Here is an 18255-nt window from a genome sequence, read left to right as displayed (position 1 = left end):
TAAAAAAATTAACGCTTTAATAAAGCTTTTAAATTTGCCAAATATTGTTGAGCCTGTTCTTTAGGATCAACATTTGCTGCAATTTTCTTTTTACGCCCTAACCATTCGAGCTCATCTTGCGGAAGCTCATCGAGGAAACGGCTTGGGGTCATCTGTTTCATTTGACCACCATTTTTACGCTGCTCTGCCAAAGTCAAAGTTAAGCCTTGACGTGCACGGGTAATTCCCACGTACATAAGACGGCGTTCTTCTTCAATAGTTTCAGCAGCAATCGAGTTCTTATGCGGCAACAGCTCTTCTTCAAGACCCATAATATAGACATATGGGAATTCCAAACCTTTAGCGGCATGTAGAGTAAGTAAGTTCACTTTATCAGTGTCCTCTTCCTCTTGCTGCTGCTCTAACATATCAAGCAAGACTAGTTTTCGAATCACACTTTCAATGTTCTTTTCATCAACATCTTCAGCACGATTAATTAAGTTTTGAATACTACTAAACAAGTTCTCGATATTATCGAGTTTACTTTTCTCTTGCGCAGGCGTTGCGGACTGCTCACGAATATAGTCGATATAACCCGCTTCATTCATCATTTGACGAACTTTAGGCACAGGTTCATCATCTTCCAGCAGCTCACGTGTAAACGTCGAGATAAAATCAGCAAACTCATGCAATTGAGTTTCTGCCTTTTTAGGAAGCACCATACTTAAGCGTTGGTCAGAAGAAGCACCAAGTAAAGACAAATTATTTTCTTGTGCAAATAAGCCTAACTTCTCAAGAGTAACTGGGCCAATCGCACGTTTAGGCGTATTAATAATACGTAAGAAAGCACTGTCATCTTCTGGGTTAATAATAAGACGTAAATAACTCATTACATCTTTAATTTCTGCACGAGCGAAGAACGATGTACCACCAGAGAGTTTGTACGGAATCTGCATTTGGCGAAGTTGTGTTTCCAATACACGCGCCTGGAAGTTACCACGGTACAATACAGCGTAATCTTTCCAGTTCTTACCATTCATAAGTTTGTGAGTCAGTAAGTCTTTGACTACACGTTCTGCTTCATCATCATCATTACGACAGGTAATAATTCTGATGACCTCACCATGCCCTTTATCACTCCACAATTTTTTATCAAAAATATGCGGGTTATTTTGAATTACACAGTTCGCAGCTTTCAAAATACGGCTGGTCGAGCGGTAATTTTGCTCAAGTTTAATAATATGTAGATTTGGGAAATCCTGTTTAAGCAAAGCCATGTTTTCAGGTTTAGCCCCACGCCATGCATAAATCGACTGGTCATCATCACCTACGGCTGTAAACTGCCCCATTACGCCAACTAGTAGTTTCACCAAAATATATTGCGCGGTGTTGGTATCTTGATACTCATCCACTAGCAAGTAACGAACACGGTTTTGCCATTTGTCACGTACTTCTGCATTTTCTTGCAATAAGCGGGTAGGCATAACAATGAGGTCATCAAAGTCAACTGCATTGTAAGCACGTAAATTACGTTCATAAAGTTGATAAAGATGGGCAAACTGGACATCTTCAGGAGTTTCACACGTCGAATGTGCTTGTTCAGGCAAAATCAGATCGTTTTTCCAATCTGAAATTTTCTTCATTGCCTTGGCAATTAGTTCTTTACTCTCTGCACCCGATAAATTATCGCGATGCATCAAGTCCATCAAAATACGTTTACAGTCATCTGCATCCAAAATCGAAAAATTAGCTTTTAAAGGTAAATTTTTAAGTTCTAAACGTAAAAGATTTAAACCAAAAGTATGGAAGGTCGAAACGGACAAACCTTTTGCTTCTTCACGTGATAAAAGCTTAGTGACACGCTCTTTCATTTCACGTGCAGCTTTATTGGTAAAGGTCATCGCTGTAATACGATGCGCAGGAATACGGCAATGTTGCACCAAATAGGCAATTTTACGCGTAATTACCGATGTTTTACCTGAACCAGCGCCAGCAAGCACCAATAAAGGGCCTTGAGTATATTTCATGGCTTCTTCTTGCTTGTTGTTCAGTTGACTGGCAGATGACATCGTGTATTACCTCTTAATTTTTCGAGCATGATTATAGTCATCTCTTTTTTAGAATCCCAATAGTAAATCTACGGATATGTATAAATGATGTCTAATAATGCGATTTATGCGCCGCAGAATGTCGTGATTATTTTTTATACTTCACCCATAAAAAAACCACCCGAAGGTGGTTTTTGAAACAATAAACTAGATCTTATTGTTTAGCATAAATGCTGATTTCTACACGGCGGTTTTGTTCACGACCAGAAGCAGTTGAGTTGTCTGCGATTGGGTTAGAAGAACCATAACCTTGTGCATCGATACGGCTAGATGGAACACCTTTACCAGCTAAATAGTTTTTAACTGACTGAGCACGCGCTTGAGATAATGGGATGTTAATAGAGTCATTACCAGTGTTATCTGTATAACCAGTAACTAAAATCGCGCTCTTGTTATCTTCAGCCAATGTTTGAGCTACTTTGTCCAAAGTTGCATAGAAGTTTGGCTTGATGTTTGATTTGTTAGTATCAAAAGTAATGCTACCAGGCATGATCAATTGAACAGAACCATCTGGGTTACGGCCTACTTCTACACCAGTACCAGCCATTTGTTCGCGTAATTTTTTCTCTTTTTGGTCAAGATATAAACCGCCAGCTGCACCAAGAACTGCACCAATTGCCGCAGCACGGTTGTTTTGACGACTAGAGTTTGCATTTGATTTAGAAATACCGTAGCCAGCTGCTGCGCCGATCAAAGTACCTAATGCGGCTTTATCGTATTCAACGCCACCAAGGTTATTACCTGTTGTTTGACAACCAGAAAGTACTACTGCTGCCCCTACCACTGTTGAAATAACTAATGCACGCATTGCATGCCTCCTCACTTTGAGTGTTTTGTTGTTGAATGAATAATGAAACAAAAAGGAAGTATAAAACATTGATATTTTGTTAATAATAAACAGTTTAGTTATTTTTTTGTAATATTTTGATGCACTTTAAGGTGTGCACTCATCACAATTTCTTCATTGTTGTCTAAGATACCGTTGTATTTCATTTCACGATAGTTATAGTTGAACAACTTTCTATGGATTTTGGATATTCGGGGCCATTTATATGTCAACTGCACCCAATAAGCAATCTGCGCTAAAAAAAATTACACGTGGACTCACTGTAGGTACAGTCATCACAGGTAGCACTTTTTTTCATGGACCACCTGTCTTAGCTTTAGGTTTAACAAAGCTATTTAAAAAGTCTTCAAAAATTGATGAAACCAATATTCAAATTACTAATAGCTGGCTTGGTGTCAATAATTGGCTCATTGATCATGTTTTACCTAATTTAAAATGGGACATTAGCATTGACGAAGACCTTGATCTGAATATGCAAGGCCGTTATTTAATGACTTGTAACCATCAAAGTTGGGTTGATACCACAGTAAACCAGTATTTCGGGTTAACCCGTATGCCGCTTACCCGCTTTTTTACCAAGTGGGAACTCATCTTTATTCCTTTCGTGGGTCAAGCTTTTAAAATCTTAGGCTTCCCAATGATGAAGCGTCATACAAAAGAGCAAATCGCGAAAAACCCTGAACTCAAAGACCGCGATATGATGGAAGCACGTAAAGCGTGTGAACAGCTCTTAAGTCAACCTTTTACATTATTAAATTATTTGGAAGGGACTCGTTTTACTCAGGAAAAACACGATAAACAAAAATCACCATATAAACATTTATTAAAACCTAAAGCAGGTGGTTTAGCTCTGGCGTTAAATATTTTGGGCGACAAAATTGATGCTTTAGTTGATATGACCATTGTCTACCCTGATGGCGTACCAGGTTATGGCGATTTCTGGCTAGGTGACGTTTCAAAAATTGCGGTCAATCTTCGTAAAATTGAAATACCAGACTGGGTTCTCGGGGGTAATTATGAAGATGACCAAGTTTACCGTGAACGTTTTCAACAATGGGTACATGAACTCTGGACTGAAAAAGATCAGCTCATCGAGAAAATGAAAGCTCAATACGAGACTACGAATCTTTAAAAAGAATCCACTTTTATGCAAAACAGTTCCGGAAAGCAAACGAAATATCACCGTGTAGATTCAAGCAGCCTTTCATTTAAGCTGTTTTTAGTCTACGACATCTTTATGGTGTTTATTATCATTTTCAATCTGTTCTGTCTTGCAGCCAATTTCTTTTTAATGAGCAGTATTGGGGCATGGTTCTTTGAACATATCCATTTACCCCAAGTATTGTCTTTCTACCGTACCCATTTACACCCGTGGGTTATTACCTCTGAAGCCTGGTTTATTGGTTTTCTAATTATTGAACTACTGGTCCGTTGGGGAATTGCTATCGTTTATAAACATCATAAGCGTTGGTTCTTCTTCCCTTTCATTCACTGGTATGAAATTTTAGCTATTATTCCTCAGCTACGTTTTCTACGTTTATTCCGTGCCGGGATTATTGCATACCGTTTACACGAACTTGGTTACCCGGTTATTCCTGAAAGCTGGAGAAAGACAGGTCTCTTTTATTACCGTGTGGTTATGGAAGAGTTGTCGGACCGCGTGGTGATTACCGTAATTGACGGTATTCGATACGAACTTGAAACGAGTTCTAGCCATAAACAAATTATTCATGATTTGGTTAATCATCATCGTGAACAATTTACCGTAACCCTAACTGCCCTATTACAAGAATCTTTAGCAACTGCTTTAAAAGAACAAAAGCCTGTAATCACCCGAGCTGTCGGAAAAATTGTAGATCAGGCAATAGAAGATACGCCTGAATTAACACAATTATTAAGGCTTATTCCACTTGTAGGGGGACGTATTGAGCAACAAATTCAAAGTATTGGTCAACGTCTTGGTGAAAATATCAGTGCTGGTTTAATAGAGCCGTTAATTGAAGGTTCAGCCGCACACCCTAATTCAACTTATCAATTAATTTCTCAAAAAATTAGCCATATAAATATTGATAACCATGAACTTGAGCAGCTGGTTGAGTCTGTCGTTTTTGAAACGCTAAAAGCTGTCCGTAAACAAGTTAAAGTTAAACAGTGGCAACAAACACTCGCGGAGTATGATCGAATCAAAGAATAAGCATTTATTTATTTTTTTATAAATCACGCTAGAGAATTGGTACGATTTGTTCTAGCATTTGCTCTATTTACAATAAACTTAACGATATTACAGCTCGTTTTAACGCCTTGAAGGAAGACTTATGGCTGATATCCGGATTACCGGCAGAATGGTTAACTTTAGCAGGATAACCTTCGATACGAATGATCATGATGTGATCCGCCAGCAATTATCAAATATATTAAATGAAGGTTCCTATCAGGGAACTGTCGTTATTATAGATAGTACTGTTGAACAAGAGCTTATTGCTTTAATTCAGCTGTTAGTCAGCTTAGGCTTACAGCCTATGGCTGTCATTGACGGTATTTTAGGCGACGAAGCACGCGCCATTCAGTTCCCTGTATTACCGGCAGATCAACCATTACAACGTATTAAACCAACTGCAGAGCAAGTTGCAATTGTAGAGAAGCCTAGCTCTGCACAAGCTTCAGTAGAAACAAAAAAACCACTAAATAATAATGCAGTTGCCCATATTACCTCTTATCATGATGAAATTTTGCGTACAGGCCAATCTCTTGTACAAGACCAAGGCGATATTATTTTAAAAGCTGGCATGAATAGTGGTTCCGAAGTGATTGCTTCAGGAAATATACATATTTATGGCACGGTTCGTGGTAGAGTCATTGCTGGTGCGGGTGGGCACGCTGCTGCACGCATTTTTTGCCAATCTTTAGAGGCTGAACTCGTTTCCATTGCCGGAACATATTGTGTCGCAGATGATATCCCTAAACATGTGGTAAAAAAGCCAGTACATATTTATTTAAATGAAAAGCAAGAGCTTGAATTTGAAGCTCTAGAACTTTAGTTTATTAAGCAAATCACCAAAAAACAGCCCTTTTAAGGGTGTATGTATGACCATAATAGGAGTGGATTCGGTGGCCAAAATTGTTGTCGTAACATCAGGCAAAGGTGGTGTAGGTAAAACTACAACGAGTGCATCTTTTGCAACAGGTTTAGCCCTTCGTGGTCATAAAACTGTTGTGATTGACTTTGATGTAGGCTTACGTAACCTTGATTTAATTATGGGTTGTGAGCGTCGTGTTGTTTATGATTTCGTCAATGTAATTAATAATGAAGCACGTCTGCAACAAGCCCTTATTCGCGATAAAGATATCGAAAACCTTTACATTTTGCCGGCTTCCCAAACCCGTGATAAAGATGCTTTGAGCGACGAAGGTGTTGCTCGTGTAATTGATGAGCTTTCTCAAGAATTTGATTACATTATTTGTGACTCACCTGCGGGGATCGAGCGTGGTGCAATTTTAGCAATGTACCATGCAGATGAAGCAATCATTGTGACAAACCCTGAAATTTCTTCAGTACGTGACTCTGACCGCATCATCGGAATGTTAGATAGCAAAACTAAAAAAGTTGAACACAACGAAGGACGTATACGTAAACATTTATGTATTACACGTTTTAACCCTGAACGTGCTGACCGTCAGGAAATGCTGACGATTGATGATATTTCTAAAGATATTTTACGCGTACCGACATTAGGTGTTATTCCTGAATGTCCAAGTGTATTACAAGCATCAAACGAAGGTAAGCCAGTTATTCTGTATTCAGAAACTAAAGCTGGACAAGCGTATGATGACTTGGTTGCTCGCTTTCTTGGCGAAGACCGCCCTTATCGACACATCACAGCTCAACCTAAAGGCTGGTTAGCACGACTATTTGGAGCGTAGATATGGCAGGATTCTGGAGTAAATTATTTAGCAGTGAAGAAAAACCATCAAGTGCTCAAACTGCCAAAGATCGTTTAAAAGTCATTGTTGCATCAGAACAAGGTTTAGGCCGTCGTTTAAGCCAAGACAAGATTGACCAAATGAAGAAAGAAATTATGCAGGTGGTCAGTCGTTATGTTAGCGGTGTAGGCGAACAGCATATCCAAATGCAAGTTCGTTCTGAAGCAAACATCGAAATGTTAGAAATGAATATCAATTTACCTGAAGAACGATAATTCTATTTCTGACTATTCAATAAAACAGAATCAAGGCAAAATAACGCAAGTTATTTTGCCTTTTTTAAAATGAGGAGATTGTCATGGCATTATCACAGCCAGCAACTTTCAATGAAGAATGGTCCGATGAGCGTGTTTTTGCCTACCTCAACCAACTTCCTCCAAATGGTGTGAACGCAGACTTCCATGTGCTCTACCATGCTTTCAAACATATGCGTCCAAATGACTATGAACGTCTTTTAACTAAATTTGTTGCAGATGGACGAGATATTAATGCGACTAATCCAGAAGGCGAACGCATCCATGACGTGATTGCTAAATTCCCACGTCAATCAGCGCCGTTTTTAGAGGTTTTAGCAAAGTTTGCTTAAAAATAAAAAAGCCTCATAAAGAGGCTTTTTTCTTATTTAAAATTATCGATTCCCAATCAGGAAAATACCGAAAACGGTAAAAATTCCCCCAGAAATACCATCAATCCATTTTGAAAAATTACGGTAAGCAGCTCTAAAGCTCGGTAATGAAAAAATAAAAGTCACAAAGCAGAACCATAAAATTGTTTCAACCGACACAATAATAAAAAGCAGCCAATGGACTTGATCAAGCTGAGGGTTTGCTAAAAATAAAGAGAATACACTACCAAAATAGATCACAGCTTTAGGGTTCGATAAATTGGTGAGTAATCCCTTCATAAAAAATAAATACGGCGCTTTCGGTAATTCAACAGTTGTCACTTCTTCCTGCTGATTTTTTGAAAATGCCGAACGCAACATTTGGTATCCTAACCAGCATAGGTATAAACCGCCGGCAATAAGTAAACCTTGCTTTAACCAAGCCATTTTCTCAAAAATAATATTTAAGCCCATCAGTGCTAAAGAAGCCCAAAACATAACACCCACTGTTATTCCTGCAACAACCAGCATTGCTTCTTTACGAGATCGGCTCACTGCGGTCTGTGATACCAGAAAAAAATCAGGCCCTGGAGTAATAAGCGCACAAAAATGAATAAAAGCTAACGTAATTAACGCGACTAACATGTTGTCCTCCTGATTTGTTTCATTGTTATTTATTGAGAAGCACACATTAGCATTTTTTACTATTTGATAAAATCTCAAACTACCCGTAGTAATTATTATTTTTAACCATAAAAAAGCCTCCGAAGAGGCTTAATTTTAACTGTAGATCTTAAACTAAAATATCGCGCTTACCGTTGGCACCCATAGCACTCACAATGCCATTCTCTTCCATTTGGTCAATGATACGAGCGGCACGGTTATAACCAAGGCTAAACTTACGCTGTAATGAAGACGTAGAAGCTTTTCGAGTTTCTAAAACAAACGATACACATTGATCATAAAGTGCATCACGGTCTGAACCACCATCACCTTCTTCAAAGCCACGCGAAGCAGGCTCTTCATCAAATGGAGTTAAGATCTCATCTACGTAGTCTGGTTCGCCACGTTCACGCCATGCATCACAAATACGGTTAACTTCATCATCACTAATAAATGCACCATGCACACGTTCTGGCTCAATCTTACCTGGCCCTAAGAACAGCATATCACCATGGCCTAACAAGTCTTCTGCACCACCTGCATCCAAAATAGTACGTGAGTCAATTTTACTGTTTACACGTAAAGCTACACGCGTTGGAATATTGGCTTTAATAAGGCCTGTAATGACATCTACCGATGGACGTTGAGTTGCAAGCAATAAGTGAATACCAGCAGCACGAGATTTTTGCGCCAAACGCGTAATCATTTCTTCTGCTTTCTTACCAACTTGCATGATCATGTCAGCGAACTCATCCGCCACAATCACAATTGATGGTAATGGCGTTAAACGAGGCGCACGCTCTTGTGTCGCCGAGTCACTTGGTTTCCACGTCGGGTCAATCAAGTCTTCTCCATTTGCAAGCGCTTCTTCAACTTTTCGGTTGTAGTCACTTAACTTACGAATTTTTAAGAACGACATAAGCTTATAACGGCGTTCCATTTCATTTACACACCAGTTCAAAGCACTCACTGCATCTTTCATGTCAGTGACTACAGGCGTTAATAAATGCGGAATATCGTTGTAGTTTGCTAATTCAAGCTGTTTCGGGTCAATTAAAATCAGACGCAATTGGTCAGGGGTATATTTGAGTAACATCGATAAAATCATCGAGTTAACGGCAACAGATTTACCCGAACCTGTAGTACCCGCAACCAACATATGCGGTGCTTTTGCCAAGTCTGTTAGTACCGGATTACCTGAAATATCTTTACCCATTGCCATACTAATGAGAGCACTTGGGTCACGATATGCGGGTGTTTCCAATAGTTCAATCAAACGTACCATTTCACGAGCACTATTTGGAACTTCAATACCAATATATGGTTTACCCGGAATAACCTCTACCACACGTACAGAAGCCATAGACATTGAACGTGCCAAGTCACGGGAAATATTAGTCACTTTAGATGCTTTCACACCCGGTGCCAAATCTAATTCAAAACGTGTAACCACTGGACCCGGCTGAGCTTCAACCACCTGAGCCTTCACGTTAAACTCTTGTAACTTGATCTCAAGCAATTCAGATAAACGAGAAAGCTGTTCCTCGGTAAAGTTAACTTTCTTATTTGGGTCAACCTTATCAAGCAATTCAAAGCCCGGTAATGTTGGTAAATCTAAACGCTTTTTAGCCACTTGCATGGCACGAGACATTGGTCGACCTGATGCATCTGTTAGAGGCGCATCAAAATCAAACTCATCCTCAAGGTCATCCTGAGGCTTTCCAGCAGTTTCCTGCCAAGCTTCAATAAATTCTTCTTTTGACAGCTTCTCAGCACCAATCGTAGTTTGAATAGGCGCTTTTACAAAAGCCGAAGATTGCGCATAACTACTTGCCTTGATCGGTTGAGTTGCTGGCGGGATATCCTCATCAATCAATAAGTCATCAAAATCATCAAAAACTTCTTCATTCGATAAATTTTTAGGTGACTGATTTAAATTCGATATAGGTACAGATGATTCAACTAATGTTTGAGGAGCTTGCGGCGTAACTTCTGGTTCAACATGATGATCTTGAACAAATGGCGTATGCACGTCAGTTGCCGTTTTACTATTTGGAACTGCAGCAAGTAGTTCATCAAAAATCTCATCATCATTCCAATCTAAATCTTGATGAGTATTCGATGGTTGATTTTGTTTAGCCTGATAAACTGTTTGCTGAAATTGCTCATGAGTCGAAGGCTGTTCACTTGAATCATCAGCAGCTCTTAACAGCGCATCAATTTCTTGTTTATGGCTTACATCATCACGCTGTAACGCACGCCAAACCTCCCCCGTAGCCACTAAACGCTCACTGTCTTTTTTAAGTTGTTGGGCTTGCTCAAGTGTACGCTCAAAGTTTTCTGGCTGAGGAGTTGGTTTTTCTTCAATTGTTTCAGGTTGACTTTGTTCTTTAGCTAAAACGTCGGCAAATAAACGCTCTGCTATTTCATCATGTCGTGTAGAGCTCGCTTTGCTTTGAGTTTTTTCTGGTTGGGCATTTAGCTCTACTTCATCCGTAACTTCTTCTGCTTTAGGCATCTCTGCAACTTTTACCGTTGCTGCTTTATTCGCAGGCTGTGTGGTTAAGTCATAAGCAGATTCGTTAGGAGATACATTTTTATAGAATAAATCTTGTAAATAACCAGGCATTGCTTTGAGCGTAACCCATGTTTTGCTCCACTGCACCCCAAATGCCAAAGTGAACAATACCACTCCAAAAACAAGTAGAAATAATGTCGCACCATAAATTGTTAACAGTTGAGATAAGCTTTGCCCCAACTCATAACCAATAATCCCACCTGCGGCATTATCTAAAGTATCTGCAGGTACATTCCAGTGAAGGTAAAGCAGACTCGAAACAACAAGAATTAAGAAGAACTGCGCAGCATAACGGAATGGGCGGTTTAGAAAACTATGTGGCCACCAGACTTGAATCGCTTCAACAAATAGGAAGATTGGAATAAGTAAACTTGCCCAACCTAAAAAGCCAAACAGCAAATCTGCAATCCATGCACCGGCAATACCACTTGCATTGGATACTTGCTGAGTATCACTTGAAATATGCATCCAGCCCGGATCAAATGGTGTATATGTTACTGTCGCCAGAAACATATAAATCCCAAAAGAGACCAAGAATAATGTCATCAATAAGCGCTGTGCATAAACACTTGACACCGCAGTCATATACTGTCCTGTAACCCATTTAATTATTGGTTTAGAGATGTGAAGACCTACATTTCAGATCTTCAACGATTGAACTTTATATTATGCACCTGTTCTTACAAAAAAGGTGCATGATTCTTTACAGTTGTTGTTAATATAAGGCTCTTCTATATTGTTATATAACTTAATTCGATTGACCTGATCAATATTATCCACATTGATTTAACGCTATTGGTCGGCAATTTCACGTATAATTTTCAAAATTCTCGAAATAAATAAGGATACCCTCAATGAGTGCTCGTCATTCTCGGTTAATTATTCTCGGTTCTGGCCCTGCGGGTTATAGTGCAGCTGTTTATGCAGCACGTGCAAATCTTAAACCAACACTTATTGCAGGTTTACAACTTGGCGGCCAACTTACAACAACAACCGAAGTTGACAACTGGCCGGGCGATCCTGAAGGTTTGACTGGTCCTGTCCTAATGGACCGTATGCAAGCACATGCTGAACGCTTTGGTACCGAACTTGTCTATGATCATATTAATGAAGTGGACTTAAATGTACGTCCTTTTGTTCTTAAAGGTGATATGGATGAGTACACTTGTGATGCTTTAATTATTGCAACCGGTGCGACAGCTCAATATCTTGGCTTAGAGTCTGAACAAAAATTTATGGGTCAAGGCGTGAGCGCATGTGCAACATGTGATGGCTTCTTCTACAAGAATCAAAATGTGATGGTTGTTGGTGGTGGTAATACTGCTGTTGAAGAAGCACTTTATTTATCAAATATTGCTGAACATGTGACACTTGTACACCGCCGTGATTCTTTACGCTCTGAGAAGATTTTACAAGATCACTTATTTGCTAAAGAAAAAGAAGGCAAAATCAGTATTGTTTGGAACCATGAGGTTGAAGAAGTTCTTGGTGACAATACTGGCGTAACAGGTGTTCGCTTAAAATCTACGAAAGATGACAGCAAACAAGAAGTACAAGTTCAAGGCTTATTCATTGCAATTGGCCATAAACCAAATACCTCTATGTTTGAAGGTCAGCTAAATTTACGTGATGGCTATATCCAAGTACAAAGTGGTACTTCAGGTAACGCAACAGCGACTTCTGTAGCAGGCGTTTTTGCTGCTGGTGATGTTGCTGATAGTATTTATCGTCAAGCGATTACTTCGGCGGGTTCAGGCTGTATGGCTGCACTAGATGCCGAAAAATATCTAGACAACCTTTAAGTTTAGATATTTCAAAACAGCCGTTTTATAACGGCTGTTTTTTTGGAATTTATAATAATTACTGGCTGCCCTGTATTAATTTTTATAGCATAGCCCTAAAGCACATATTATTTTAGTTTTATGAAAACACTGCCTCTATCTCAATATATTTTCCCAGATCCAGAGGAATCAGATCCAGATGGTCATGGTTTAATTTGTATAGGCGCTGACCTCTCCCCTTCCACACTCTATGAAGCATATACACATGGGCTTTTCCCATGGTTTAATGAAGATGAACCTATTTGTTGGTGGAGCCCTGAACCACGCTGTATCATCTATCCTCAAAACTATAAACCGAGTAAATCGCTTATTCGTAACATGAAAAAATATGATTACACCATTACGGTAAATCGTGCTTTTGAGCAAGTCATTCGCTCATGTTCACTACCTCGAAGCTATGCTAATGAAACATGGATTAGTGAAGATATTATTGAAGGCTATTGTGGAATGTTTGATGCCGGTTATGGCTATAGCGTAGAAGTCTGGCAAGAAGAGCAGCTGGTAGGTGGTTTATATGGGGTAACGATAGGTAAAGGTTGTTTTGGCGAGTCTATGTTTAGTACCCAAACTGATGTTTCTAAAATGGCTTTTTATACTTTAATGTTAATCGGTCAAGAAAACCAGCTTCCTTGGGTTGACTGTCAACTTGTAAATAGTCACTTAATTAGTCTTGGGGCTTGTACACTTTCTCGGCAAGAATATCTTAAATCGTTACAAGATGTAATTATTCACCCCTCTATCAATTGGAAAAAGTATCAAGAACGTGTATTTTCAAGTAAAACAATAGCATTAAATGCAAAATTAATGGAATGATAACAGGAGGGACCAATCATGAAATCATATCACCCGAAGTCCCTTTTAAATGATCTGCAATATTATATTACCCCACCTCATGATTGCAGCTATTTAGAAAATAAATCAGCACGCATGGTCTTTTTAGATCCGATTCATCGGATTGATGTAGTGACGCTTTCTGAATTATCGCGATTAGGTTTTCGTCGTAGTGGCGACTTTGTATACCGTCCTGAATGTCATTTATGCAGGCAGTGTTTATCTTGTCGTGTACCTGTTGCCGATTTCCAAATGAACAGCATGCAAAAAAAAGCATGGAAGCGAAATCAAGATCTCACCATGACTGTTCTACCAACACGGCAAGCCTCACAAATTCATTATGATCTATATGAACGTTACATTAACGAGCGCCATGCCGATGGTGATATGTTTCCACCAAGTTTAGATCAATTTGAAAAATTCTTGGTCCATAGCTGTACAGATAGTTTCTTCTTAGAACTATGGAAAGACAATCGTCTTATTAGCGTTTCGACTTGTGATTTAATGGATGATGGGTTATCTGCCGTCTATACATTCTTTGACCCAGATGAACACCGTAGATCTTTAGGCGTTTATTCAATTCTGAATCAAATCGAATATGTAAAAACACTCGGTTTAGAATATGTCTACTTAGGTTATTGGGTTCCCCACTCAGCTAAAATGAATTATAAATCTCAATATACGCCGCTAGAACTTTTACTAGATGGGCAATGGCGCCGCTTAAATAGGTCATTATCACCAGAAGAGATCAATCAATTGGGTAATTCCCTCATGACCACATTACCTTCTGAATGGAATAATTTAATTATTAAATAATCTGCTTCTGTCTTGTTGTTCAAACAGCAACAAGACAGGCATTCTTAGAATAAAGAAGCAAAATCATCAGTACAGCTTTTTACCATAATAACAGCATTTTCACGTCCACCCTCTTGGGTTGGATAATAGTTACGACGCACATCAATTTGGTGAAACCCTGTTTTTTCGTATAAACCAATAGCAGCTTTATTACTTTCACGTACCTCTAGAAAAATTTGTACGGGGTGATTTTCTAAACGCTCAATCGACGCATCTAACAATTGATATCCTAATCCTTTACCTTGCATTTGAGGATCAATTGCCATGAGCAATAAATTCGCTTCATCTAATACAGGTTGTAAAATACAAAAACCAACCACCTTATTGTTTAATTCTATTACCGTACATTGGTAAGAATTTAAAGATTCTACAAATTGCTGCCTAGACCATGGGTGTGTTTGAACAAGCTTCTCAATTTGAGCAACACTATCAATATCTGAGGCTTGCATAGTACGAATCATGAGTTTCAACACATTTTTAGATTTCAAAGTAAACGTATTATAGAAACTTAAATAGAAAAAACGAGTAAAAAAAAGAGCAATTAAATTGCTCTTTTCCAGTCAGTTTTTTAAAGACCTAATTTTTCACGCCAAGTGGCCAATAAAGCTGTCGTATCCGAATCATTTGGATGGAATTTTGGTCTTAAGAAATCTAATAATTCTGGAATTTGACGAGTCATAAAACCTTTACGGCCATACATGAACTTAAGCATGTATTTGGTATCTTTCCATGTTAATTTATCATCAGTCTTAAGTAACTTAGCAGTAAAATAAGACTGAGTAGCAAAGATTAAGGCCATTGCAATGATTAAAGCAGTTGAACGCATAAAATAAGCTTTTGGCCCCTGCCCATACATATTGGTATAGACATCAAACGCCACAGCTTTGTGTTCATTTTCTTCTACCGCATGCCACATCCATAAGTGATACATAGTGTCATCTTGGAACATGGCTTGAATTTCAGGGTTTTGTAAAAGCTCCGCCGCAATAGTTGAGGTAAAATGTTCTAAAGCACAGGTACCTGTTAAATCAATCATTTCTTTTGTATAACCAAAAGGTTTCATTAGCTTGGTTACAACCGCAGTACCTACTTTAATAACTTTACCTGTCTGTTTTTCCATTTTACGAACATCATATCCATACGCCTGCGCAGAAGCATTAAATGCTAGATGCTCTTTAGAATGCATAGCTTCTTGGCCAATAAAAGCACTTATTTCTTTTTGAAGTGCTGGATCAGCCAGTTTAGGATCGTTTCGCACAGCACGAGTACTGTTTACAAAGAACTGCTCTCCTTCCGGAAAAAGAGCCGATAATGCTGTCATAAAATGAGTTAATCCTGCATCGTAATTTGCCCAATAGCGTGGAACTTGAGCAAACTCAAAGTCCATACGACGCACAGGGAAACTTGCTCCGGCACGATTAGAAATATTTACTTTAGCATTCATGTCAGACTCCTTTAAGCGAATCAAAAATTCACTTATATCCTTATTTATTTTCTTAATATTTATAATAATACGCCTTTAAAGGCGCTATTTAAGTGCAGATGAGGCCAGCAAATTATCAGATGAGGTCATCAATAGCCTCATACTAGGGCAAAATTAACAAGTATCTTTTAAAAGTGGATCATAATTTATAGACACTAAAAAAGAGCTGCTAACAGCCCTTTTCACTTACTTTCAGCTTACAGTCCAAGTTTAGATTTCCAAGTTTTTAACAAACTAACCGTATCTAAATCATTCGGGTGGAAGCCTGGTTTAAAATAAGCCAACATCTCTTTAGCCATACCCGTAATAATGCCTTTCGACGGGCTATAACCATATTTATAAATTACTAATAACTCATCTAAGTTTAATTTATGGTCTTGCTTTAAAAGACGAACCACAAACGAAGATTGAATTACGAAAATAAGAGCCATTGCAAAAACAAGTGAACTTGTGCGTAAAGCATAAGCTTTTACACCTTTACCAAAGACACCTTCATACACATCAAATGCAACTGCTTTATGTTCATTTTCTTCTATTGCATGCCAATACCACATGGTTGACATCGTTTTATCTGTCATCAACTCTTGAATATGGGTATTAACTAAAAGCTGAGATGCAATGGTTGCAGTAAAATGTTCAAGGGCTGTAGTAGCAGTCAGGTCCACCATTTCTTGCGTCATACCAAATGGTTTTACGAGCTTTGCAAAAGTTTTACGAGCAGTTTGAATAGCCGTATCGGTGAACTTTTCTAAAGTTTCAACATCATGACCAAATTTTTGGGCAGAAGCATTAAAGTTTACATGCTCTTGAGTATGCATCGCCTCTTGACCAATAAAAGCACTGATTTCTTTTTGTAGCTCTTCATTGTCTTTAATTGCTGGGTGATAACGCACAGCACGCACACTATCAATAAAGAACTTTTCACCAGCTGGAAATAGCGCTGATAACGCTGTCATAAAATGTGTAAGTCCAGCGGAACCATTCATCCAGTATTCTGGCACATCATTAAAATCAAAGTTCATACGACGTACAGGAAAGCTTGCTCCTGCACGATTTGTGATATTCACTTTAGCATTCATATTGAAAGCTCCTTACCAGTAACCTAAGTTACTTAAACTTTATTGTTCGTTTTCTTGATTCTTATCATACAAACTTAATAAAAAGGCTTAAGTGCAAATAGGGACATTGAAGTATCAGTTAAGGCCAGCTTTCAACTGAATTGTCTAACAATTGGATATAAAAAAAGCGCCCCAAAAGGAGCGCTTTTTTCACTGAAAAGTGATTATGCAGTTACTTTAGCAACAACACCAGCACCTACAGTACGACCACCTTCACGGATCGCAAAACGTAGACCTGGGTCCATTGCGATTGGGTGGATTAATTCTACTGACATTTCAACGTTGTCACCTGGCATTACCATTTCAACGCCTTCTTTCAACTGGATCGCACCAGTTACGTCAGTTGTACGGAAGTAGAACTGTGGACGGTAACCATTTAAGAATGGAGTGTGACGACCACCTTCTTCTTTAGAAAGTACGTATACTTCTGCGTCGAATTTAGTGTGCGGCTTGATTGTACCTGGTTTAGCAAGTACTTGACCACGTTGTACTTCTTCACGCTTAGTACCACGAAGTAAGATACCACAGTTCTCACCTGCACGGCCTTCGTCAAGAAGTTTACGGAACATTTCTACGCCAGTTACAGTTGTTTTAACTGTATCTTTAATACCAACGATCTCTACTTCTTCACCAACTTTGATGATACCAGCTTCAACACGGCCTGTTACTACTGTACCACGACCAGAAATTGAGAATACGTCTTCGATTGGCATCAAGAATGCTTTGTCGATTGCACGCTCTGGCTCTGGGATGTAAGAGTCAAGTGCTGCTACAAGAGCAAGAACTGATTCTTCACCGTAAGGACCAGCTTCACCGTTAAGCGCTGCAAGAGCTGAACCACGGATTACTGGAGTGTCATCACCTGGGAAGTCATAAGTAGAAAGAAGTTCACGTACTTCCATTTCTACTAATTCAAGTAATTCTTCGTCATCAACAAGGTCGCATTTGTTTAAGAATACGATGATGTAAGGTACACCTACCTGACGAGAAAGAAGGATGTGCTCACGAGTTTGTGGCATTGGACCGTCAGTTGCAGCACATACAAGGATCGCGCCGTCCATCTGAGCAGCACCAGTGATCATGTTTTTAACGTAGTCGGCGTGGCCTGGGCAGTCAACGTGTGCGTAGTGACGAGTTGGAGAATCGTATTCTACGTGTGATGTATTAATTGTAATACCACGTGCTTTTTCTTCAGGTGCTGAGTCGATTTGTGAGTAATCTTTCGCTTCACCGCCGTAAGTTTTTGCACAAATTGTTGCAATCGCAGCAGTTAAAGTTGTTTTACCATGGTCAACGTGACCGATTGTACCCACGTTTACGTGTGGTTTATTACGTTCAAACTTGGCTTTAGCCATGATGATCTTCCT

17 protein-coding genes are annotated in these 18255 nt (G+C 39.1%); 9 read left to right on the top strand and 8 right to left on the bottom strand.

The features are described from left to right. Positions 1 to 8: 8 nt before the first annotated feature. Together rep and MKL62_RS06465 are read right to left on the bottom strand one after the other, a co-directional pair. Positions 9 to 2048, bottom strand: coding sequence for a DNA helicase Rep (rep, locus tag MKL62_RS06470; protein WP_000093035.1), 2040 nt, complete (start codon positions 2046 to 2048; stop codon positions 9 to 11). A 193-nt stretch (positions 2049 to 2241) separates the two neighbouring features. After that, positions 2242 to 2895, bottom strand: coding sequence for a YiaD family glycine zipper/OmpA-like lipoprotein (locus MKL62_RS06465; protein WP_001202415.1), 654 nt, complete (start codon positions 2893 to 2895; stop codon positions 2242 to 2244). 244 nt (positions 2896 to 3139) lie between these two features. On the opposite strand from MKL62_RS06465, the gene MKL62_RS06460 reads away from it, so the two are divergent. From MKL62_RS06460 to MKL62_RS06435, 6 genes are all read left to right on the top strand, one after another. Next, on the top strand, positions 3140 to 4066 hold the full coding sequence (locus MKL62_RS06460; protein WP_005129443.1) for a 1-acylglycerol-3-phosphate O-acyltransferase, YihG family: 927 nt from the start codon (positions 3140 to 3142) through the stop codon (positions 4064 to 4066). A gap of 15 nt (positions 4067 to 4081) precedes the next feature. Beyond that, positions 4082 to 5128, top strand: coding sequence for a hypothetical protein (locus tag MKL62_RS06455; RefSeq protein ID WP_005129445.1), 1047 nt, complete (start codon positions 4082 to 4084; stop codon positions 5126 to 5128). A 121-nt stretch (positions 5129 to 5249) separates the two neighbouring features. Then, positions 5250 to 5972, top strand: coding sequence for a septum site-determining protein MinC (gene minC / locus MKL62_RS06450; protein ID WP_000763674.1), 723 nt, complete (start codon positions 5250 to 5252; stop codon positions 5970 to 5972). A gap of 70 nt (positions 5973 to 6042) precedes the next feature. Continuing rightward, positions 6043 to 6855, top strand: a complete 813-nt coding sequence (minD, locus tag MKL62_RS06445; protein WP_001074362.1) for a septum site-determining protein MinD — start codon at positions 6043 to 6045, stop codon at positions 6853 to 6855. 2 nt (positions 6856 to 6857) lie between these two features. After that, positions 6858 to 7130: a cell division topological specificity factor MinE gene (gene minE / locus MKL62_RS06440; RefSeq protein ID WP_000896934.1), complete on the top strand. Its 273-nt coding sequence runs from the start codon at positions 6858 to 6860 to the stop codon at positions 7128 to 7130. Positions 7131 to 7213: 83 nt separating this feature from the next. After that, positions 7214 to 7501 (top strand): PA4642 family protein, encoded by a 288-nt coding sequence (locus MKL62_RS06435; RefSeq protein ID WP_001218560.1) that lies wholly within the window; start codon positions 7214 to 7216, stop codon positions 7499 to 7501. 42 nt (positions 7502 to 7543) lie between these two features. Here the strand turns inward: MKL62_RS06435 and rhtC are convergent, their stop codons facing one another. Together rhtC and MKL62_RS06425 are read right to left on the bottom strand one after the other, a co-directional pair. Beyond that, complete coding sequence (gene rhtC / locus MKL62_RS06430; RefSeq protein WP_000959263.1) at positions 7544 to 8164, bottom strand: threonine export protein RhtC; 621 nt, start codon at positions 8162 to 8164, stop codon at positions 7544 to 7546. Between the two features lie 148 nt (positions 8165 to 8312). Then, positions 8313 to 11345 (bottom strand): DNA translocase FtsK, encoded by a 3033-nt coding sequence (locus MKL62_RS06425; protein WP_005129448.1) that lies wholly within the window; start codon positions 11343 to 11345, stop codon positions 8313 to 8315. Between the two features lie 269 nt (positions 11346 to 11614). Between MKL62_RS06425 and trxB the strand changes: the two genes are divergently transcribed. From trxB to MKL62_RS06410, 3 genes are all read left to right on the top strand, one after another. Further along, complete coding sequence (gene trxB, locus MKL62_RS06420) at positions 11615 to 12562, top strand: thioredoxin-disulfide reductase (RefSeq protein ID WP_001276144.1); 948 nt, start codon at positions 11615 to 11617, stop codon at positions 12560 to 12562. A 120-nt stretch (positions 12563 to 12682) separates the two neighbouring features. Further along, positions 12683 to 13414, top strand: a complete 732-nt coding sequence (aat, locus tag MKL62_RS06415) for a leucyl/phenylalanyl-tRNA--protein transferase (RefSeq protein WP_000854785.1) — start codon at positions 12683 to 12685, stop codon at positions 13412 to 13414. 18 nt (positions 13415 to 13432) lie between these two features. Next, on the top strand, positions 13433 to 14248 hold the full coding sequence (locus MKL62_RS06410) for an arginyltransferase (protein WP_000844343.1): 816 nt from the start codon (positions 13433 to 13435) through the stop codon (positions 14246 to 14248). A gap of 44 nt (positions 14249 to 14292) precedes the next feature. On the opposite strand, the gene rimI is transcribed toward MKL62_RS06410, so the two are convergent. From rimI to tuf, 4 genes are all read right to left on the bottom strand, one after another. Then, complete coding sequence (rimI, locus tag MKL62_RS06405) at positions 14293 to 14748, bottom strand: ribosomal protein S18-alanine N-acetyltransferase (protein WP_000621543.1); 456 nt, start codon at positions 14746 to 14748, stop codon at positions 14293 to 14295. A gap of 107 nt (positions 14749 to 14855) precedes the next feature. Next, a complete protein-coding gene (locus MKL62_RS06400; RefSeq protein WP_000992291.1) occupies positions 14856 to 15731 on the bottom strand; it encodes a metal-dependent hydrolase in 876 nt (291 codons plus the stop codon). A 236-nt stretch (positions 15732 to 15967) separates the two neighbouring features. Then, the gene (locus MKL62_RS06395; RefSeq protein WP_005129451.1) at positions 15968 to 16849 is read right to left on the bottom strand and encodes a metal-dependent hydrolase; all 882 of its coding nucleotides are present in this window, start codon (positions 16847 to 16849) and stop codon (positions 15968 to 15970) included. Positions 16850 to 17052: 203 nt separating this feature from the next. Continuing rightward, positions 17053 to 18243 (bottom strand): elongation factor Tu, encoded by a 1191-nt coding sequence (gene tuf, locus MKL62_RS06390; protein ID WP_001029610.1) that lies wholly within the window; start codon positions 18241 to 18243, stop codon positions 17053 to 17055. Positions 18244 to 18255: the final 12 nt, after the last annotated feature.

Source organism: Acinetobacter sp. AOR01_HL (assembly GCF_027855455.1).
Classification (GTDB): Bacteria; Pseudomonadota; Gammaproteobacteria; order Pseudomonadales; family Moraxellaceae; genus Acinetobacter; species Acinetobacter baumannii.
The sequence above is the reverse complement of the archived record's forward strand: the minus strand, read 5'-3'. Positions and strand labels throughout refer to the sequence as shown.